Here is a 21,013-nt window from a genome sequence, read left to right as displayed (position 1 = left end):
CCTCATCTTTTCCTTATCCTTTTCCCGCCCATTCTCCGGCCCCTTCCTTACCCCTTTCCTGTTCCATTCTCCAGCCGTTCCCTGTACTCACTGGGATTGACGCCCTCGTATTTCTTGAAAATACGGCTGAAGTAATTGGGGTCGCTGTATCCTACCATGGCGCATATCTGTTTGATGCTGTAATCCGGGTTCTGAAGGCAGACGCAGGCCTGTCTCATCCTGGTCCGGGTCAGGTACTCGATGAAATTTTCCCCTGTTCCCTGCTTAAACAGCTTGCTGAAATAGTAAGGGCTTATATTTACCATTCTGGATATCTCGTCCAGTGATATATCCTTCTGGTAATTTTCATCAATGTATTTCCTCACTGAATCCACCAGATACTCCATCTCCTTCTTTTTCTCAGTACCTGCGCATTTGCATATTTCCCGTGTCTTTTCCAGGAACCAGAGGCATAATTTGTCGCTGTCAGATGCATCCCTTATTTCGCGTATATAGCTGCCCCTGGGCTTCAGGCCGAACTCAGTGCCGTCTTTTGCGCATATCCGGTACTCCAGCTGCATGATAAGCTCCAGCACCTTTGCCTCCATGTCCTCGCGGCAGCCATACCTTCCCTCCATGCAGGAAAACAGTTCCGCTCCGCAGGCAGCGGCTCCCTCGCTGTCCGCCTTCATTCCCCGCTCATAATAGCTGTTTTCCAGCTCCCTTGGATATTCCCCGGTCACGTCCTCCTGCCTGCTTGGGATATCCATGATGTGGACCACATGGCTTCCGCTCTCCCGCAGGGCTCTCAGCGCCTCCCCATAGGACTCTTTTGCGTTTTCCATTGGTTTTGTACTCCCGATGCCGCTGCGGAAATCACTGCCAATGCGCTCCTCCAGTTTCTGAAGCATGGTTCTTGTCCTGGTAATGACCTCCACCCGTTCTTCATACTTAAGCACCGGCTCAGGGGAGGGCACATACAGCACCACCCGGTTGCCCATGACAGGTCCTGTAATGCAGGAAAAATAATCCTTAAGGATTTCCCTCATATCCTGATAATATTTATTAGCCTTTACGCTGGAGCCAATTGCATTGGTCAGCCTGCCGTTCTCATCCCTGTCTCCGAATTCCAGCACCAGGCAGAAACCGTAGCCGTCACGGATTCCCAGCAGTTCCTGATAGCCGGAGCTGTCCGTACCTCCGTCGTCCTGGAGCATGTTGTAGATAAATCCGCTCTCAATCATGGGCACCACGATTTCCAGACGTTCCCTTATCTTAAGGTCGTCGCTGCGTTTCTGCCTGGCTTCCTCCACCCTCTGCATGGCTTTCATGCATACGTCCAGAATGATTTTCTTATTGGAAATTGGCTTGGTCAGATACTCCATAACCCCCAGGTTCACAGCCTCCTTTGCATAGGCGAATTTGTCGTAGGCCGTGATGATGATGATAATCATCTCCTTATTGACCTTCCTGATTTCCTGGATGGCCTGGATACCGCTGAGCCCCGGCATATGGATGTCCACAAACGCAATGTCCGGGTGAAAGCTCTCCGCCATCTCCACAACAGCCCTTCCTGTCTTGACACACTGTATCTCACATTCACTTCCAAAGCTGGTGGTAATGATATGCTTTAGGGACTCCAGCATAATCCCCTCGTCATCTGCCAGTAATATCCGAAACATGTTCGTCTTCCTCCTTCACCGGAATATGGATGATAACCTCGGTCCCCGTTCCGGGGCCTTCGCTCACAATCTGGACCAGGCCCTTTTGCTGGTAATACAGCTCCAGACGGCTTACCACATTATCCAGTCCGATTCCCGTGGAATCGCCGTCATCCGGCGTTTCCTGCTTCCTGCCTTCCATGACCTCAAGAATCCTCTCCCTGCTCATGCCCTTTCCGTTATCCCGGACACTGATGCGGATAAAATCCCTGCCTCCCCGGACCGTCAGCAGGATGGTCCCATTCTCTTCCATGCCCCGGATTCCATGCCTGACCGCATTCTCCACAATGGGCTGCAGTATCATGCTGGGCATCTTCACATCCAATACCCGGTGGTCTATGGACTCCTTAAACTGTATGTCCCCTGCAAACCTTACGTTCAGTATGTAAATATAATTTTCAGCCGCAGCAGTCTCATCCCCTACGGTGGCGTCCTCCAGCCCCTTTTTTACATTATAGCGGAAAAATTCCGCCATTTTGTCCAGGAAAATACAGGTTTTTTCCGCATCCTCCATCATGGCCAGCTGCGCCCCTGCATTGAGGGAATTAAACAGGAAATGGGGATTAATCTGGGACTGGAGGTATTTAAGACGCGCTTCCTTCAGATGGTTTTCCATTAATAGCTCACGCTCCAGGAGCTCCTGCTCCTTCTCCGCCCCCTCCTTCACCTTGGCCACGTACTCCTCCAGACTGCCCACCATCTGGTTAAAGGTCCTGGTGACAATGCCAATCTCGTCATTGGAGTCCGTATGCGGCATTTTAACATTAAAATTACCCTGGCCCACCAGATTGGCGGTCCTTGCCAGACTGGTAAGAGGCGTCACCATATCCTTTACCAGCATCCTGAGCACCATAAGTCCGGCCATCATCACAATCATCAGGATTACCATATTAAACACCTCCATATAGCGAAGGGCCTCTCTCATGGTCTGATAACTGGCTGAGTTATTTTTAAACTGAAGCTCGTTGAGCTCCGATATACGCATGTTGATGTACTGGTACAGGGTAAGTGCCCTCTCATAAGCCTCCCTGTACCGCTCCACATTCCGTCCCCTCTTGGCCTGGACCGCATCCTGGGTCACGGCCAGATAGGATTCCGACATCATACGGATGTTTTTTTCCAGGATTTTCCCCGGCTTGTCAACTGTTTTGTCATTCAGGCGTTCTAAAAATTCCTGGTATTCCTGCTGGCTTTTATAATAGCTCTCCAGGCTGTCTGAGCTCTTCACGGACACATAGTCCCCCATGTCCTTCTGCACATGTTCCAATGCCTCTGACAGCTCGCTCAGGTTGACATTGCTGGCATATACCGTATCCATTTTTCCGGCTATTTTATTTACCTGGAGATAGATAAATATATTGCTTACAAATAACGTCAGTATCATAAGGGTTACGGCCAGCAGTATCTTTTTCTCCAGGCTCAGGCGGCCCCATATGTTCTTTCCCGGTCTTTCCATATACATTGCCCACTTTTCCTTACTCAACGCCCGCGTTTCATTAGCTGGCCCACATTTTCCTTTGTGACAAACTGCAAATCCACACTGTAATAGGAGTTGGCATGTCCTTCCTGCAGATACTCCTCCAATGCCTGTACACAGTAACGCCCCATCTGCTCCGTGTCAATGACCAGCGTAACCGGAATATTTCCCTTTGTAACAGCCTCCAGAATCTGGTCTGACTTGTAATACCCCAGCAGCTGGAGCTCCCCTACCTTATTATAGTCTATCATAGCCTGATAGGCTGCCTCTGTGTCCACGGCCTCCGTACATACAAGGACATCCGGTATGCCCTCCTTACGGAAAAATATGTTCCTTATGGTTTCATCCGCATCCACCTTTCCGGTGGAACGCATGGTTTCCTGTATGAGCCTGACCCTTCCCGATGTGTCCGGCGAGGTCACCAGCAGGTTGTTGACCTGCTCTGCTATCTGGGCCTGGCTGCTGTTGTCCCTGTCATGCAGGAGGAGCATCACCTCCACATCATCCTTATCCCGGGGCACCAGCTTAAGGATTTGTTCCCCGTACTGCCGGCCCAGCTGATAATCATTGACCCCCACAAAGCTTATACGGCTGGTATCCGAAGCGTCCTTAAGAACCGTGACCACAGGTATTCCCGCCTTACCCGCGTCATTAATCCGCTCATCTATTTTATGGCCGCCTGTGTATTCCAGGATGATTCCGTCCACCCTGGAGGCAATGGCCATATCCATAAGGCTCTCCATCTCTATGGTGGAGGAAAGGCTCTTTCCCATCAGCTCCACCAGAGCGTTGTTCTCCCTGGCAGCCTCCCTGGTACTCTCATACACATCCTTCCAGAAGGGCATGTCGGAGTCCTCCACTATCATGACATAGTGGTAGCGGTATCCATTCCCATCCTCTCCGCCCTCATCTCCTACCTGCTTTAAGACATTCTGGTAATAGGAGCTGGTGACCAGCGTGAGGAACAGCACTACCAGTATTCCTGCAATTACAATAATCCGTTCCATGCGTACCCGGTTTTTCATTGGTTTTCTGTGCCTGCCCTTTATCCATAATGCATTTATTATACTGCTTCCGGGTAAAATGGACAATAACCAATGTCTTAACCTGTCCGCAGAAGCATCATTTACAGGCCGCAAAAAAACGGCATGCCAGATACACTGACATGCCGATAGATAAGAAGGACCCCATCGTCCTGATTAAATAATCTCCCCTTTATTCAAATTGATTCAAGCGGGTGATATCGCTCCCATTCCTCCAAGTGTCCGTGCGCCCTTCCCCACTCTATTGTGTCACATCCGTTCCTGTCAATTTCTGATAATACTTGATTAACGCTCCGTGGTCTTCCTGCCCGCACCCGTCTGCCTTCAGAACCTGAAACATCTGCATCACCTGGGCGGTCAGCGGCATTGGGGTATGGGTGGCGTACCCTGTCTCCATTGCATTGGTCAAATCCTTAATATGCAAATCAATTTTAAAGCCCGGTTTATAATTTCCTTCCAGCATCATAGGAGCCTTTGCATTCATAACGGTTGAACCTGCAAGGCCGCCTTTAATTGCTTCGTACACCTTCTCCACATCTGCGCCCGCCCTTGCTGCCAGCTGTAATCCCTCTGACAGGGCAGCTATGTTCACTGCCACAATCATCTGGTTGGTAAGCTTACATGTATTTCCGCTTCCCACACCGCCAACCAGTATGGCTGAAGACCCCAGTATATCAAAATATTTTCCGGCCCGTTCAAAATCCTCCCGGCTTCCTCCTGCCATGATTGCCAGGGTTCCGTCTGCTGCTTTTGGTTCGCCTCCTGATACAGGCGCATCCATCATATGGATTCCTTTCAGACTAAGTTCTTCAGCAATTTCCCTGGAGACTCCCGGAGCAATGGAGCTCATGTCAATGATAAATGTTCCGCATCCCCCAAATTCAGCGATTCCCCCATTGCCTAAAACAACGGATTTCACATGCGGGCCGTTGGGCAGCATTGTTATGATATCCTCACACTGATCTGCTACCTCCTTAATGCTTGCGCAGCCGATGCATCCTGACTTTTCTGCCCGTTCCACAGCCTCCGGCATAATATCGTAGGCATAAACCTGATATCCGCCTTTACTCAAATTACACGCCATATGGTACCCCATGATACCAAGACCGATAAATCCAACTTTCATCATCTGCCTCAACCTCTATTCTATGTAACCCGCTCCGCGCATCTGCAGTTCCATTGCTTCTATTGCCTGCTTATGCCCCGGCAGATTTGGTGTATATGGTTTTCCCACGTCCAGGCCCAGCATATTGGCTAAATCTTTTGTGGCCACCGGAAAGCTGGCCTTATCCATGGACAATCTGATGGGATTCAGCTTAAACTGCGCTTTCCTCGCGCCGTCCAAATCTCCCTCCATATAAAGATTATAGATACTTGTAACTAATTCCGGTATAAAATTTGCTGTTGTGGCCACACAGCCCGCGGCTCCGTGGACCATTGCCCCAAAAATCAGGGTGTCCTTTCCTCCAAAAACCTTAAAGCCTATATCGGAGGTTCTTCTTATGAATTCCTCTGTCTGTGTCATATCACCGGAGGAATCCTTCATACCTACAATATTCGGCACTTCTCTGGCCAGACGTTCCACCAGGCCGGCGCTCAGGGTATACCCGGTACGCCCCGGATTATTATATAATAACATGGGGGTATCCGGCACTGCATCCGCAATACGTTTGAAATGCAGGTACAGCTCGTCCTCTGTGGGTTTCAGAAACATGGGCTGGAGAACCGATATGCCGTCTGCGCCGGCTGCGGCTGCGGCTTTTGCAATGCGGATGCATTTCTTGGTGCTGATTGCCCCGATTCCCATATAAACCGGTACCCGGCCGGAAGACTGGTCCAGCATGATATTCAAGGCCCATATCATCTCATCCTCTTCCGCCATATAAAATTCGCCGTTGCTTCCAAATGCCAGAATACCGGAAACACCTCCATCAATGACGAAATCCACCTGTTTTCTCATTTTTCCTTCATCCATCACTTCATCTTTATCAATGGGTGTCAGTATGGGGACAATGACTCCCTTTATAAATTCTGTATTCATATAATTTTCCCTCTCTTTAATTTACGTATGCCTTAGAGCGTATTTTATACCTGCAGTATCCCGTTTTGAGATATAACCCTCCCGTCAATTTTCAACGTGATATCTCTTATAACCATATCCATATGAAGGGGAGCCTCCACATTGCCGCCAAATGAAAGATTGTTTCCAATTCCAATATGTACGGTCCCATAGGCGCCTTCATCTGCCAGCATGCGTCCGCATATTTTATTTTCCCGGTTTACAGGAAGCCCTATTTCACCGATATTATAAACCCGGCTGTCCTTATACTGTTCCAGAATCCGCCTCAATGTTTCAGCTTCATCTGTTCCGGAAATCATCACAATCTGTCCATCCTCAACCTGCATGGTAATGGGTTCCCGTATCATGTTCAGACTGGGGTGCGGGATGCTTCCGTCTATTACCAATACCCCCTGGGCGGTTCCCTCCACCGGTCCCAGGGCAATTTCAGCGTTAGGCGGCGATGACGACTGGCCCGGACGGATGCTGCGGCCATAATCAATCACAGGCCCCCTTCCCTCCACACTGCATACCAGGTTTGTTCCCCCGGGTGATGTGAGTTCCAGTTTCTTTCCGCTGAAATGCGGGGCAATGCGGTTTAATATCTCTGTAATCTCCAAAAAGTCGGCTGTAAGCCCGCCTTCATGAAACATGGATGGTATATAATCAACCAGATTCACATACCGGCAATGGCCGTTTAGTACCACCCTGCGTCTGGCCTGGGAATGGAACATGGACATGGACGTGGCTGCGAAGATAACATCGGCTGTGTCCATGGCTGCCGCTATCTCCGCAGTGGGCTCATCCCCGTGGGACGTCCTGGGCGTCATCACTGCCATAGATGTCTCATTGGCCTTGGAAGCCCAGTCAAACAGTTCCTTTCCTATCTGAAATTTCTCCGTATCCGTAACAATGAGGACTCGTTCCTCTGGTTTTAAGTCGGTAATCGGTCCCAGAAGAGACCGGATTCCTAATGGCATTTCTCCCATAGCTCCTCCTACATTCCAAGATATATCCTGCGTATTTCATCATTACCGTTCAGTTCCTCCGGGGTTCCTGATATCACCGTAGTGCCGTCCTGTATGACATAGGCCCGGTCTGCAATCGCAAGGGTTTCGTTGACATTTTGTTCTACAATCAGAACCGATATGCCCGTCTCACGGATTGTCTTTACAAACTGCAGCACTTCTTTTACCAGCTTAGGCATCAGGCCCAGGGACGGTTCGTCCAATATCAGCAAAGATGGTTTTGACATAAGGCCCCTTGCAATGGCTACCATCTGCTGTTCTCCTCCTGACAAGGTCTCCGCCTTTTGCTCTGCGCGTTCCCTGACCCTGGGAAACAATTCATAGACCATATCCAGTGTCTTTTTGATTTCATCCTGATTTTTTCTTGTATATGCCCCCATGGACAGATTTTCATAGACAGTCAGTTTTCCGAACAGCATCCTTCCTTCCGGTACAAGGGATATTCCTTTTTTCAGGACCTCATACGCGGGCATGCCGGTGATATCTTCCCCATTATAAGTTATGGCTCCCTCCCAGGGCTTTAGTAATCCGGAAACTGTTTTTAATGTCGTGGTCTTTCCGGCTCCATTTGAGCCAAGAATGGCAACAATCTCCTGATTCCCGGCCTGGAAGGATATATCATTCAGGACCGGCATCATAGCGCTGTATCCAAATTTCAAGTTTTTCACTTCCAGCATAATCATTCCCCCAGATAAGCAGCAATCACTTTTTCATCCTTTGTAATCTCCTCCGGTGTTCCTTCTGCAATCCGCTGTCCATACTGCAATACCAGGACCCGTTCACAGATTCCCATTACCACCGGCATCACATGTTCAATGGCCAGGATGGAGATTCCCCTCTTATTTATCCTCTTCACCAGGTCGATGGCAGCTTCACGTTCCGCTCCATTGAGCCCTGCCATACATTCATCCAAAAGCAGGAGTTTCGGCTTTGTACTGAGTGCCCTTGCAATCTCCAGCCGTTTCTTCTGAATGACGCTGAGAGAACCGGCCAGCTGGTCCTTCTTACTTCCCAGTCCCACAAATTCAAGTATCATATCCGCATATTCCTTGGCCTCCATAGTGCCCGGAATGTGAAGCATGGCGCCTACAGTGGCATTATCAAGCACAGTCATGGAATCCATGGACATGGGAATCTGGAACGTCCTGCCAATCCCCTTTTTTGCTCTTTCATACGGCGGCAGGCATGTCACATCCTCCCCATTAAAAAGTATGGTCCCGGCTGTGGCGGGATAAATTCCACTGATAAGATTGAACATGGTTGTCTTTCCTGCCCCATTAGGTCCCACGACGCCATACACCTGACCTTCTTCAATATCAAACGTCACATCCGATACCGCAGTCAAACCTCCGAACTTTTTTGTCAGGCCCGTTACCTCCAATATACTCATGCACTGCCCCCCTTCCCGGCGGAGCGGCCCGGCTCCTTACTCCTGGCTTTGTGAATCAGATTACCGGACAGCTTCAAAACGCCTTGAGGCTGGTACAAAATAGTGAGTATGATTAAGACGCCATACAGAACCAGGTCAATCCCTGATATAGTGGCTCCGATGGTGGCCCTGGTATATTCTCCCAGCGGCACAATAAGCGCAGCCCCAATCACAGGTCCGTAAATGGTTCCCACGCCCCCGATTACCGCCATGATAATCATTTTTGTTGAAAGGGTATTTATAAACACGGTGCTCGGGTCAATATAGGTCTGATACATGGCGTAGAAAGAGCCGCACAGAGATGCGATGCATGCGCTGATTACCAGCGCAATGGTCTTATATTTTCTGGCATTGATTCCTACGCTTTCTGCCGCTGTCTGATTCGCTTTGATTGTTCTGAAGTAATATCCGATTCTTGAGCTGTTGATATATATCATGATAGATATCACAAGCATCAGTATGACACCGAAAATGTAATAATAATGCAGCTTTCCCCTGAATTGCAGGGAATACCAGGGATTCATCTTCATATTAAGAAAATCAATCCCCATCATTCCTTTTGTAAAGGGCAGGTTCACCGCTATGATACGTACGGTTTCCCCCAGCGCCATGGTGGCAATGGCAAAATACTGCGCGCTTAATTTAAATATAGGCAGAGCCACCAGCAGCGCAAGAAGCGTTGCAAAAAACATACCTATCAGCATGCCAATCCACGGAGTGACATTCCAGTAATAAAAAGGAAGCACTGCTCCATATGCCCCCACGCCAAAGAACATGGCCTGGCCAAGGGACACCTGGCCTGTATATCCGCCGAATATATTCCAGGCAGAACCCAGACATGCCCACATCAGAATCAGGATTCCCAAATTCTGCTGAAAACTTTTGGTGAATACGTGGGGATATGCAATTATAATCAGGACAGTGAGTATCAGATGCCAAGGCTTTATATTGCTGATAAAAAGGGCTTCTCTCATTCGTTTTCCAATTTTCATAAGCATCACCACCCAAACAGGCCCTTGGGCCTTTTATAAACCACCAGCAGGAACAGGGCAAATACAGCCAGGTATTTAAGAGCTGCATTGGTATAAGTTCCCACCACCGTATCCATGATTCCCATCAGGACACCCCCGATTACAGCCCCGGGTATACTTCCCATACCGCCGATACAACAAGCTACAAAGCCAAAATTAATGAATACCGAACCAACGCTTGGATATACATAAAAGTAATAGGACAACGCCACTCCGCCGATTCCGGCAGTAGCCGCGGCAATACCAACGCAGCGCATATATGCCTTTTCCGGATTGATTCCCACCAGCGCTGCCGCGTCCTTATTTAAGGCAGTCGCCTTAATGGCCCTCCCCAGCTGTGTCCTGTTCAGAATATAATACAGGGTAACTGCAGTGACGATACAGATAATAAAGGGAACCAGCTTTGAGTAGGATATAATTAGACCTCCTGCGGAAAACGAGCCTGTAAATATCTGGTTCGGCACTGTCTTAAAGTCAGAACCAAACGCTATCTGAGCAACGTTGACCAGCACAATACTGAGGGCATATGTAAGCAAAAGCTGGCTTAACATAGGCGCATTCATGACACGCTTTATAAGCACCTTGTAAAAAACAATTCCAAAACAATACATTACCACCGCTGCAATAGGCAGACAGAGAAGCGGGTCCAGTCCTGATTTAACGCTGAAATAATAGGATATGAACATACCAAGCATCAGTATTTCCCCATGAGCAAAATTAACAATGTACATGACACCCCAAATAAGCGAAACCCCCATCGCTATCAGGGCAATAATCATCCCTGTAAATGTCCCTTCCAGCAGGACCTGCAACAGCAATGTCATAAAATGCACCTGCCTTTCCGCTAGTCTCGTTCACTCCATGCCGGTACCGGGATTATAGACTCAGCACTCTTGGCAGAATCCGGATATACGGTCACATATGCCTGATTCTGAATCTGGGTGATGATGCCTGTTGCCTGGGTGTTCTGATGGCTTTCGTCAAAGGTTACCCCGGTCCATGGTACAATCAGGTATTCCTCATTCATATCCGTCTCTTCCAATGCCTTGACAATCGCGTCGGCGTCCGTACTCCCCGCCCGGTTGATTGCATCTGCAAAGATAAGGAAACCCTGGGCTGCGCGTGCTGTATTTCCAGTCATATCATGGTTGGAAAATTTCTTGGCCAGATTATTGATTTCGGTCAGATACGGTTTTGTATTAGCCAGGTCCATACTCCAGGCATTTGCCGTAAATATGTAATCCACATCCTTGCCGCAGGTGTCGAAATACTCCGTTGCAACAAATCCTCCCCTGGCTGTAAAGGTCGCCTTAGGGCTGAAATCCAAATCTTTACATGTATTGGTATATAGAATGGCCTCTGCGGTCAATGCATAAATCAGTACCACGTCCGGTTTCGCATCCTTCAGTTTAAGTACCTCTGACGTAAGTCCGGTAGGATTTCCAGGATATGTAATGGACTGGACTATGTTGTAGCCATGATTCCCGGCTGCTGCTTCGCACAATTTCTTAAAATTCACGCCGGCCTCAGCCTCATCCGCTATGATAGCCACATTTTCAAAGCCGGCTTCCTTTCTATAAAGGTCCATATAATTAAACGTATCTTCCACAAATGTAGCATCCGTTGGTCCTGTGCGGAAAAAATATTTTAGTCCCCGTTCCGTCAGGGTAGGCGACGATGACTCTGCATTAATGAACGGAATACCATATTTTTCAGCCACAGCGCTGGCTGTCTTAGTCACCCCGCTGGCATCACAGCCAATTAATCCCGTCACATTTTCCTCCGTTATCAGACGCTCTGCTTCCGTGGCGCCCACTTCCGGATTTCCCTGGCTGTCCGCTGCAATGATTTCTATCTTTGCATTGCCCAGATTAGGAAGTCCCTGGGTCTTGGCAAAGGGATAATCAATATCATATTCATGATTGATAAGCTCCGCCATGGCCTTCAGTGTATTGATTGTCTGGTTTCCTGTCTCAGCGCTGGTCCCTGTCAGAGGATATACCGCTCCTATTTTAATGGTTTGGGATTCCTCCTCTGTCTTTGCCTGAGACGCCTGTGTCTCTTTGTTTTCAGAAGAATTTCCGGCTGACCCCTGGGGGGTGCATCCTGTAAATGAAACCACAATAGCTGCCGCTGTCAGTAAGCTTATGATTCTTTTTCTCATTCCCAGTTTCCTCCTAATCATTTGTGCGTATGTTTTTTACAGTTCCCTAACAAACTCATTCATCAGAGTAAGTCCTTCCGATAATACATCCATCCCCCTTCCGTAAGACAGCCTTACAAAATCACCATAGGCTTCGCCAAAGGCCTGTCCCGGAACCAATGCCACCCCCTTTTTTTCCAAAAGCTTTTCCGCAAATTCATTTCCATCCATTCCTGTTTTTGATACATTAATAAAGAAATAAAATGCCCCCATGGAATCGACGTAACTGAGCTTCTGTATCTTATCCAGTTCAGATGCTACAAAGTCCCTCCTCTCCTCAAAACAGCTTATCATATGGTCCACAGCTTCTGTGCACGCCTCTGTTTCCATCCCTTCAGCCAGACCCTCCTGGATAAAACCAGGTATACAGGTCGTCGCGTACTGATGGACTTTCAGTATGGCAGGAATGAATTTGCGATGGCAGGCAACAAACCCAACCCTCCATCCAGTCATGGCAAATACTTTTGAAAACCCGTTTACCATGATGGTCCTGTCTCTCATTCCGTCCAGGGAAGACAGGGAACAGAACTTCCTGTTTCCATAAGACAGCCTGGAATAAATTTCATCGGCCAATACAATAAATTCATGTTTTTTGGCCAAATCCGCAATGATTGACAGGCTTTCTCTTGTAAGAACGGTCCCTGTGGGATTGTTGGGATTTGTCACCACCAGCATTCTTGTTTTCTCTGTTACGGCTGCCTCCAGACGTTCCCGGTCAATTTGGAATCCGTCCTTTTCCTCCAACGCCACCTTTACACATGTCGCGCCGGTCATATGGATACAATTCTCATAATTCATGTAGGCAGGGGTAAGTATGATAACTTCATCTGATGCATTGACCAGTGAAAATATTACATCAAAAATAGCCTCTGCCGCACCTACTGTTACCAATATCTCATCCGACGGGTCCACTTCCACCTGATATTCTGCTTTCAGCATGGATGCAATGGATTTTCTCAGTTTTAATGTTCCCCTGTTGGGTGCATAATGGGTCATCTTCTTCCTGGTCAGCGCATCCACTGCTGCGGTCACTATGGGTTTGGGTGTATCAAAATCAGGTTCCCCAACCTCCATATGGATAATTTTCCGTCCTTCAGCCGCCATCTGATTTGCCTTTTCCAAAACCTTTCTTACTGGTGAAAACTGTACTTCTTTTAACCGCTCTGCTGGTTCACATGCATTCATCATCGTAGTAATCCTCCTAAGTTTATTCGGTTCATAGTAAAAGGGCGCAAAAACTTATTTTCGTCTTTGCGCCTTTGCCGTCTTATCAGCCTCTGTATCGGTTTCCTTCCCTATGGCCAGATTCCTCTGATTTTTTTTGCCTCCACAACCCGTTTTACTGCAATCAGATATGCTGCCATACGAGGGGAAATCTTCCGTCCCGTTGCCGTATCCCAAACGCTCAAAAACGCATTACCCATTATCTCTTCCAGTTTCCGATTAATCTTTTCTTCACTCCACATTACTTCCTGGATATTCTGGACCCATTCAAAATAGGACACGATAACGCCGCCAGCATTGGCCAATATATCCGGGATTACCACGATATTTTTCTCAAATAATATTTTGTCAGCCTCATTGGTAGTGGGTCCGTTGGCTGCCTCCAATACAATTCTGGCCTTTACCTCATCCGCATTTGCCTTGTTAATCTGGTTCTCCAGTGCTGCCGGAATTAAAATGGTCACATCCAGCCCCAGCAGCTCCCTGTTTGATATATGTGTCACGCCATCCGCCCTGTAATCCTTTAAAAGGCGGTTTTCTCCTGATGTGACGTATCTGCAGATATCCGGAATATCCAGCCCTTCCTGTTTATACAACCCACCGCTGACGTCGCTGACTGCAATCACTTTGATTCCGGCCTGGTGAAGAAGTCTTGCAGTGGTCTCCCCCACATTTCCAAATCCCTGGACCGCAACCGTAGCCTCATCCCTGCCCATTCTCAGTACCTCCAGCACATTGAGGGCAGTAAACATGACGCCTCTTCCCGTGGCATCCTTCCGGCCTAAGGCGCCTCCTATCTCCAGAGGTTTCCCTGTTACCACTCCCGGGACACAATGGCCCTTCAGCATGCTGTAGGTATCCATCATCCACCCCATCACCCTTGCATTGGTTCCCACATCCGGCGCAGGAATGTCCTGGTCCGGTCCTATGATGGGTGATATCATGGCAGTAAACCGCCTTGTAAGACATCTCAGCTCCCTCTCGGAAAGCTTGGACGGGTCTACTACCACACCGCCTTTTCCTCCTCCGTAGGGAATCCCTACAACAGCAGCCTTAAAAGTCATCCAGGCAGCCAGTGCCTTTACCTCATTCTGGTTTACGCCCTCGTGGTAGCGGATACCTCCCTTGGCAGGTCCCCTGGAAGTTGAGTGCTGTATCCGGAAGCCCTCAAATACACGCACTGAACCATCATCCATCTCCACAGGGATGGAAACCTTAAGCTCTCTTTCCGGATATTTGATTGCCTCGTAATCCTTTGGCGCATATCCTAACAAATCCGCGGCTTGACGCACAATTTCCAATACCTCATCATAAGGATTATAATTGTCTCCCATTTGCATATACCCCTTTTTTATTTATTATGCATAAACCGGTTCATTGCTTTTGTTCCAAATATTCCCATGGATAAATTGATTTATTTTGTTGTAAATCTTAGCAAAATAATCTATAATCTTTTGATGTAATATAGTTTTTTCATGATTTAATTATATCTTCCTTTATTTATTCGCACAAATGCATATTTACCCCACAATCTATAGATACAATCTATGGATTTATCTGTGATATGCGAAATTTGTTTGTATATAAATTTTACAAAAGACAAACCAGGAGGTTAATCATGAATCTGAACACACTGTATTACTTTAAGGTATTAGCCCAGTTGCAGCACTACTCCCAGGCTGCAGAACTCTTATACATATCCCAGCCCAGCTTAAGCCATGCCATATCAGCTCTGGAAAAGGATTTGGGTGTTCCCCTGTTTCAAAAAAAAGGACGCAATGTAGAGCTCACCAAATATGGAAAAATCTTCAGTTCCTATATATCGAAGGGATTTGATGAAATTGAAAACGGCGAAAAAACCATAAGAAAATTATCCAGAAATGATTCCGGGATGATTGATTTTGCCTTTCTTTATATTCTGGGAGCAAATTTTGTTCCCGGATTACTTTCTAATTTTTTAAAGCTGGAAACCTCTAAAAACATCAGCTTTTCCCTGAAGCAGAATAATTCCAGGGTCATTGTTGAAAATCTTAAAAAAGGCAACTATGACCTGGCCCTGTGTACCTTTGTTCCCAACGAGGAAGAAATATTGTTCACTCCCGTACTGCACCAGGATTTAATCCTGATTACAGCGCCTGAACATCCCTTATCCGTAAAAGAGGAAGTCTGCATTGAGGAATTAATTTCATATCCCATTATTGGCTATAACTCAAAGGCGAGTGAAACCCAGAACGTGATATCCAACTTATTCAGTACCAGCATCCTGAAACCGAATATTATATGTGAGGTAGAGGAAGAAATGTCCATTGCCGGTCTTGTTTCCATTAATTACGGGATTGCCATTGTACCTGACCTGGATTTTTTCACCAACTTTCCCATCAAACGCATTCGTATTAAGCACGACCGGGCCCATAGGGAAATATATCTGGCAGTCCGGAGGAACCGGATATCTGTGCCGTGCATTGATACATTTTACCAGTTCATTCTGCACTATACCCATAACTCAGACGCAATTGTCTAATCACGGAAATCCGCTGCAGCGCAAATGACGGCTCACCGGGCTTTTTCACTCAGCCCTATGAACCGTCATTGTCCTGTTTCATTACCCTTTATATGATTTCCCCTTAATCCCCGGACCTGCTTTCTCCAAGCGTTTTTCCGGCTGCTTTCCCAATCAGCCTCTCTATTCCTTCTTCAGGATAAGACAGCAGCCTCCCAAACTCCGCGGCAATCCGGAATCTCTCCTGTCCTGTATAGGCGCCATTTCCAACCAGATTTTTCTTCTGTTCCTTCAGCCCCAGGTAGCGCTCCAGCACATCGTCGGTCCGGTAAAAGAGATAATTATACTTACCCTTATTTAACTCCTCCGGAAACAAATCCGTAATAAAAGCCTCATCCTCCGGATAGAACTTCACCCCGTATGTTCCGCACAGCCTTTTCACATCCTCCAGATAGGAATCCCGCTCCTCCCTGGTATCACAGGGATGGCTCATGGCCAGTGTCTTAAGGCCGGCAGATACCATCTCACAGAAGCAGTCCATGACACCCAGACCATAGGAATATGCGTCAATTACATGGGGGTTCTGTTCCCTGTTCACAAATTCGTACTCTTCCTTGTCCAGAGACAGGGGAATCCCCGACTTACTGGTCACATTCACACCGCCGTACCAGGTGCTGTCAATGGAAAAGACATCTCCTGCCTGGTATTCCATGGAGAACTCATCATTCTTTTTAACTATCCGTATCCATTGTCCTTCCACTGCTGTTTTCCTCCAATCTAATCCTGTACAGAGGGCCTTCCGGTCCCAACCCGTCCCGGACAAAACCGCATTTTGTCAGTACCCTCTGTGATATAACATTATCCGCCTCAGTCTGTGCCGTCACACATGTCACTTCCTTTTGGGCCAAGGCCCATTTCACAATTCCGCTTACTGCCTCTGCTGCATATCCCTGGTTCCGATACGTTTCATCTATACCGTAACCGACTTCCACCGCCCCATCCTGGTCCGGAGCGCCTTTAAAACACAGCCCTCCGATGGCAGACCCGCCGCGCAGCTGGATTTCCCATTGTGTGCCCCACTCTTCCTGTCCGGGCAGCAGCCTGATGGTTTCCATCATTTCCCCATATGCCTGCCTCATCTCTTCATCAGGCTCTGCATCGCGCAAAGCAGCGATTTGTTCCATGCTCTGCGGCAGAATGCAAAGCCGCTTTGTCAGTACTCGGCATTCCTTCATTTTCTTCTGCCCCCTTTGTTTTCTTTTATACACCCCATTTTTTCAGGTCCCAATTTTTTCCATCCCCGCATCATAATAAAGAACCGGTATCCTTCTATTTTATAGCTGCCCCCGGTTCCTGTCAATCCGCCTTGCATTCCTCCCTGACGCCTTGCTCCCTGCAGTCTGCATCCCGATGAAAGCCGGCCCAAAAATCCCCAGATGTAATACCTGTATTGTTTTTTCATACTATCCAATCTCCCCCCAGCGTGTTATAATTTAATTATCACATTAAGACCAGACATAGTAAACCAGGCACACGTCAACGCAATCATACACGGGGGGATGGTTATGGTATTAAGATGTTTTTCGGCTCCGGATGAAAAGGTGTATCTCAGTTTTTATCCCTGCTGCTCCGACACTGGCCAGGGGGACTGCTATGCATGCTGTCAGGACCCACTGCTGGTCTTTAAGACAGACTATACCAAACTCCTGCTGTCCTATCTGGAATCAGAATATCCTGAATTTGACGTTTGCCGGGATAACCAGATTCCTGCCGGTACCTGGAATATCATTATACAGAAAATTGAGGATGACATGAGCCGCATCCATTTCGATGACACTGTCTTTGACTTTTACAGCCGTTTCATCAGCTGGATTACGGATGCACTGGAACAGACAGATATAATCGGAGTGGAAGGAAACCAGGGCTTGTCCCAACATTCAATTCCGCAGCGTCACCCGTAGCTTCTTAAAGCTGAATAAAGCCGCAGATAACAGATAACAGGAGCTGGCCTTGCCAGCTCCTGTACCTGTATACGGCTCATCAGATTCAGATTTCTATATCCCCAGCCATGCTCTGCCGCTAAACCGCCTCAACAGCCGGCAGTATATAATCCCTGACCAGCAGCCACCTGTTTTTCGCATCCGGTTTAAAACCAGATGCCATAGCCACCACCAGATTCCTGTCAGGAATCCAGCAAATCATATTTCCTCCGTCTCCCATCGCTGCATGGACAGCCACGCCCTTGCGCTCAAACTGCCACCACATATAACCATAACGGTTGGAATTACGCTTCACAGACTTTCGGACCCATGATTCAGGTATTATCTGCGTTCCATTCCACATACCCATATTCAGATACAGAAGGCCGAACCGCGCCATATCCCTGGGCGTCATTGTAAGTCCCCAGCCGCCGGTGGTAATGCCGCCGGGGTCCTGTACCCATCCCCTGACTTTCTCCCCAAACAGGCTTTCATAGGTATAGGACTCCATGGGATAATCCGGAATCACCCTCATGCCTGTGGGCGCAAACAAATGCTGGTTGGCAAATTCCCGGACACTTGTCCCAACGGCCCGCTGTACCGCTGCGGACAGGAGATGGGCGCCGCCCGTGCAGTACTGGAAGTGCTTCTTCCCCTTACTGTTTTCCCAATTTCCCCTCATCATGTCCAGCGTAAATCCCACCCAGTCAGGAGAGGTGCACATCCGCTCCAATGGTTCCTTCCAGTCCTCAAATCCATAAGGCACCGTCATATTCAGCAGGTCCTCAATGGTTGCATTGCCGCAATTCCTGACGTGTTCCTCCGATACCTGGTCCGGGAAATACTCCATCACCCTCTGACCGGCGGATGGTATGTATCCTTTATCAACGGCAATTCCCACCAGTGCAGACAGAACACTTTTTGTCACGGACGCCACATGGACCGGCTTATCCGGCCCAAAGCCATTAAAATATTCCTCATAAACAATACAGCCGTTCCTGACAACCAGGATTCCATTGGTATTCCCGTATTCTGATGTGATAACGGAATGCAGCTGCCGGGGCAGCTCCGGGTTTATGCCCTGTTCTCCGGGTCCTGCTAACCGCCACTGCGGCACAGGCCAATTTTCTTTTTGCATAAAAGCTCCTTGATTTTTATAAGTACACCGGTGTCTGCAAAGAGCATATAATGATTAAAAATGAAAATCAAGTACATTTGCGCAGAATATAAAATCCTTTTAATATCTTTTATAAATCCTTACAAAACATGATAGTGGGGAATTATGTCCTCATAATGTCCGTCCTTCATCAGGAATCCTCCCGGTATCACGCCCAGCCGGGTAAATCCAAGCTTTTCATACAGATGCAGCACTGAAGCATTGCTCTTCACCACAGCATTGAACTGCAGGATACCAAATCCCAGTTCTTTTCCCTTTTCCATACAATGCGTCACCAGCGCCTCTCCGATATGATGTCCCCGCATATCGGACCTTACTGCATAGCTTGCATTGCAGATATGGCCGCAGCGCCCCACATTGTTGGGATGAAGGATGTACAGACCCACGATGCTCCCACTGCCAGCGTCATATGCAATTCCGGTAAAAGACTGTTCAGAAAAGAACTGATTTCCTGTCTCTGCTGTGAGTGTATCCATCTGCGGAAATGCCACGCCCTCCTCCACAATATGATTCCATATCCTGACTGCCTCTTCTACGTCAGATTCTGAATACTGTCTTATCCTGATATCCATGCCTGTCAAATCCCCTTTCCTGCACGTCAAATCATTTTTCTCAACATGCTTTCCCCGTTACTATAATAAATTACCAAAGGAAAATCAAGTCCACTCCCCTGTCCGTGACAGAAAATGCCCTACAGGAAATTAAATGCTCCCATCCCTGGATAAACAGCGCTGTCTCCCAGCTCCTCCTCAATCCTCAGCAGCTGGTTATACTTTGCCACACGCTCGCTCCTGCTGGGCGCGCCTGTCTTAATCTGGCAGGTATTGAGAGCCACTGCCAAATCCGCGATAGTGGTATCCTCTGTCTCTCCGGACCGGTGGGACGCAATGGCTGTATACCCTGCCTTGTGCGCCATCTTGATGGCCTCCAGTGTTTCCGACACAGAGCCAATCTGGTTCAGCTTTATGAGAATGGAGTTTCCGCATCCCATGGAGATTCCCTTCTTAAGCCTTGCTGTATTGGTAACAAACAGGTCGTCGCCCACCAGCTGTACCCTGCCGCCCAGTTCCTTTGTCATGAGCTGCCAGCCTTCCCAGTCTTCCTCATCCAGGCCGTCCTCTATGGAGTATATGGGGTATTTTGCACACAGTTCCTTCCAGTGTCCCACCAGTTCTGCGGAGGTAAAATGCTTTTTGCATTTAGGAAGCATGTACTCTCCCTTTGTTCCGCTCTTCCATTCACTGGAGGCCGCGTCCATGGCCAGCACAAAATCCGTTCCCGGTTCATAGCCAGCCTTCCTGACTGCCTCTAAAATAAACCGGATTGCTTCCTCGTCGCTTGCCAAGTCAGGGGCAAACCCGCCCTCATCACCGACAGAGGTGGCAAGCCCCTTTTCCTTAAGCAGCGCTGCCAGGGCATGGAATACTTCCGTGCACCAGCGCAGACCTTCCCTGAAGTTCGGTGCGCCCGCAGGCATAATCATGAATTCCTGCACGTCCACTGTATTGGCCGCATGGGCACCGCCGTTGAGAATGTTCATCATGGGCACCGGCATCCTGTTTCCGTTCACACCACCCAGGAAGCGGTACAGCGGAATCCCAAGAGCCATGGAAGCCGCCCTTGCGCTGGCAATGGACACGGCCAGAATTGCATTTGCCCCCAGATTGGACTTGTCCTCTGTGCCGTCCGCCTGTATCATGGCCTGGTCAACGCCATATATATCGGATGCATCCATTCCCCTGACAGCGTCATTGATAATAGTATTGATATTATGTACTGCCTTGCTGACTCCCTTGCCACCGAAACGGCTCTTATCACCGTCCCGTAACTCCAGCGCCTCAAATTCACCTGTGGACGCCCCGCTGGGAGCAGCTCCTCTTCCAATGGTGCCGTCTGCCAGATATACCTCTGCCTCCACGGTGGGGTTTCCTCTGGAGTCAATGATTTCCCTTCCAATGACTTTCTCTATCTCTAAATAATCCATACGCGTCCTTTCCCATGTACGCCCCTGCCCTGACCCGTAAGAATCAGGGCAAAAGGAGTTCCATGATTGATTCACATGTGTTAGTTTCGGCTAACTATCTGTATTATACTAACAACCCGCATAAAATGCAAGACTTTTCCATGTGATTTTTTAAATATCCCGCACCCTTGCGGCTTTTC

The 21,013-nt window shown here is 48.3% G+C and carries 20 protein-coding genes; 2 read left to right on the top strand and 18 right to left on the bottom strand.

The window, feature by feature from the left end; all coding sequences use genetic code 11:
* Positions 1-47: 47 nt before the first annotated feature.
* The 13 genes from I2H39_RS17010 to I2H39_RS16950 all read right to left on the bottom strand — a co-directional run bounded on the left by I2H39_RS17010 (position 48) and on the right by I2H39_RS16950 (position 14,528).
* On the bottom strand, positions 48-1,661 hold the full coding sequence (locus tag I2H39_RS17010) for a response regulator (RefSeq protein WP_195627079.1): 1,614 nt from the start codon (positions 1,659-1,661) through the stop codon (positions 48-50).
* Complete coding sequence (locus I2H39_RS17005) at positions 1,636-3,162, bottom strand: histidine kinase (RefSeq protein ID WP_138308197.1); 1,527 nt, start codon at positions 3,160-3,162, stop codon at positions 1,636-1,638. Before I2H39_RS17005 ends, I2H39_RS17010 begins: the two co-directional genes overlap by 26 nt.
* A 17-nt stretch (positions 3,163-3,179) precedes the next feature.
* Positions 3,180-4,202, bottom strand: coding sequence for a substrate-binding domain-containing protein (locus tag I2H39_RS17000; protein WP_138308199.1), 1,023 nt, complete (start codon positions 4,200-4,202; stop codon positions 3,180-3,182).
* Between the two features lie 259 nt (positions 4,203-4,461).
* Complete coding sequence (gene garR, locus I2H39_RS16995) at positions 4,462-5,346, bottom strand: 2-hydroxy-3-oxopropionate reductase (RefSeq protein ID WP_138308534.1); 885 nt, start codon at positions 5,344-5,346, stop codon at positions 4,462-4,464.
* Between the two features lie 15 nt (positions 5,347-5,361).
* Complete coding sequence (locus I2H39_RS16990; RefSeq protein WP_195627078.1) at positions 5,362-6,261, bottom strand: dihydrodipicolinate synthase family protein; 900 nt, start codon at positions 6,259-6,261, stop codon at positions 5,362-5,364.
* 44 nt (positions 6,262-6,305) lie between these two features.
* Complete coding sequence (locus I2H39_RS16985; protein ID WP_138308203.1) at positions 6,306-7,268, bottom strand: aminopeptidase; 963 nt, start codon at positions 7,266-7,268, stop codon at positions 6,306-6,308.
* An 8-nt stretch (positions 7,269-7,276) separates the two neighbouring features.
* The gene (locus tag I2H39_RS16980) at positions 7,277-7,984 is read right to left on the bottom strand and encodes an ABC transporter ATP-binding protein (RefSeq protein ID WP_330641038.1); all 708 of its coding nucleotides are present in this window, start codon (positions 7,982-7,984) and stop codon (positions 7,277-7,279) included.
* Between the two features lie 2 nt (positions 7,985-7,986).
* On the bottom strand, positions 7,987-8,697 hold the full coding sequence (locus tag I2H39_RS16975; protein ID WP_138308207.1) for an ABC transporter ATP-binding protein: 711 nt from the start codon (positions 8,695-8,697) through the stop codon (positions 7,987-7,989).
* Positions 8,694-9,728, bottom strand: a complete 1,035-nt coding sequence (locus I2H39_RS16970) for a branched-chain amino acid ABC transporter permease (protein ID WP_171042608.1) — start codon at positions 9,726-9,728, stop codon at positions 8,694-8,696. Before I2H39_RS16970 ends, I2H39_RS16975 begins: the two co-directional genes overlap by 4 nt.
* 5 nt (positions 9,729-9,733) lie before the next feature.
* Positions 9,734-10,591, bottom strand: coding sequence for a branched-chain amino acid ABC transporter permease (locus I2H39_RS16965; protein ID WP_138308211.1), 858 nt, complete (start codon positions 10,589-10,591; stop codon positions 9,734-9,736).
* A 20-nt stretch (positions 10,592-10,611) separates the two neighbouring features.
* Positions 10,612-11,931, bottom strand: coding sequence for an ABC transporter substrate-binding protein (locus I2H39_RS16960; protein ID WP_171042609.1), 1,320 nt, complete (start codon positions 11,929-11,931; stop codon positions 10,612-10,614).
* 36 nt (positions 11,932-11,967) lie between these two features.
* Entirely contained in the window at positions 11,968-13,158 is a 1,191-nt protein-coding gene (locus I2H39_RS16955) for a pyridoxal phosphate-dependent aminotransferase (RefSeq protein ID WP_138308215.1), read from the bottom strand.
* Positions 13,159-13,265: 107 nt separating this feature from the next.
* Positions 13,266-14,528 (bottom strand): Glu/Leu/Phe/Val dehydrogenase, encoded by a 1,263-nt coding sequence (locus tag I2H39_RS16950; RefSeq protein WP_138308218.1) that lies wholly within the window; start codon positions 14,526-14,528, stop codon positions 13,266-13,268.
* Between the two features lie 284 nt (positions 14,529-14,812).
* Here I2H39_RS16950 and I2H39_RS16945 point away from each other — a divergent pair, with 284 nt between their 5' ends.
* Positions 14,813-15,715, top strand: coding sequence for a LysR family transcriptional regulator (locus tag I2H39_RS16945; RefSeq protein WP_171042610.1), 903 nt, complete (start codon positions 14,813-14,815; stop codon positions 15,713-15,715).
* 103 nt (positions 15,716-15,818) lie between these two features.
* Here I2H39_RS16945 and I2H39_RS16940 read toward each other — a convergent pair whose 3' ends face one another.
* Both I2H39_RS16940 and I2H39_RS16935 read right to left on the bottom strand, forming a co-directional pair.
* Positions 15,819-16,454: a hypothetical protein gene (locus tag I2H39_RS16940; RefSeq protein WP_195627077.1), complete on the bottom strand. Its 636-nt coding sequence runs from the start codon at positions 16,452-16,454 to the stop codon at positions 15,819-15,821.
* Complete coding sequence (locus tag I2H39_RS16935; protein WP_138308224.1) at positions 16,426-16,929, bottom strand: GNAT family N-acetyltransferase; 504 nt, start codon at positions 16,927-16,929, stop codon at positions 16,426-16,428. The genes I2H39_RS16940 and I2H39_RS16935 overlap by 29 nt, the downstream gene beginning before the upstream one ends.
* A 330-nt stretch (positions 16,930-17,259) precedes the next feature.
* Here I2H39_RS16935 and I2H39_RS16930 point away from each other — a divergent pair, with 330 nt between their 5' ends.
* Positions 17,260-17,655, top strand: a complete 396-nt coding sequence (locus I2H39_RS16930; protein WP_195627076.1) for a hypothetical protein — start codon at positions 17,260-17,262, stop codon at positions 17,653-17,655.
* Positions 17,656-17,773: 118 nt separating this feature from the next.
* Here the strand turns inward: I2H39_RS16930 and I2H39_RS16925 are convergent, their stop codons facing one another.
* From I2H39_RS16925 to eno, 3 genes are all read right to left on the bottom strand, one after another.
* Entirely contained in the window at positions 17,774-18,811 is a 1,038-nt protein-coding gene (locus tag I2H39_RS16925; protein WP_138308228.1) for a serine hydrolase, read from the bottom strand.
* A gap of 119 nt (positions 18,812-18,930) precedes the next feature.
* Complete coding sequence (locus I2H39_RS16920; protein WP_195627075.1) at positions 18,931-19,422, bottom strand: GNAT family N-acetyltransferase; 492 nt, start codon at positions 19,420-19,422, stop codon at positions 18,931-18,933.
* Between the two features lie 119 nt (positions 19,423-19,541).
* Entirely contained in the window at positions 19,542-20,834 is a 1,293-nt protein-coding gene (eno, locus tag I2H39_RS16915) for a phosphopyruvate hydratase (RefSeq protein ID WP_138308232.1), read from the bottom strand.
* Between the last annotated feature and the right edge of the window lie 179 nt (positions 20,835-21,013).

The organism is Clostridium sp. 1001283B150225_161107_B6 (assembly GCF_015556325.1).
In the GTDB taxonomy this organism is placed as follows: Bacteria; Bacillota; Clostridia; order Lachnospirales; family Lachnospiraceae; genus Enterocloster.
The sequence above is the reverse complement of the archived record's forward strand: the minus strand, read 5'-3'. Positions and strand labels throughout refer to the sequence as shown.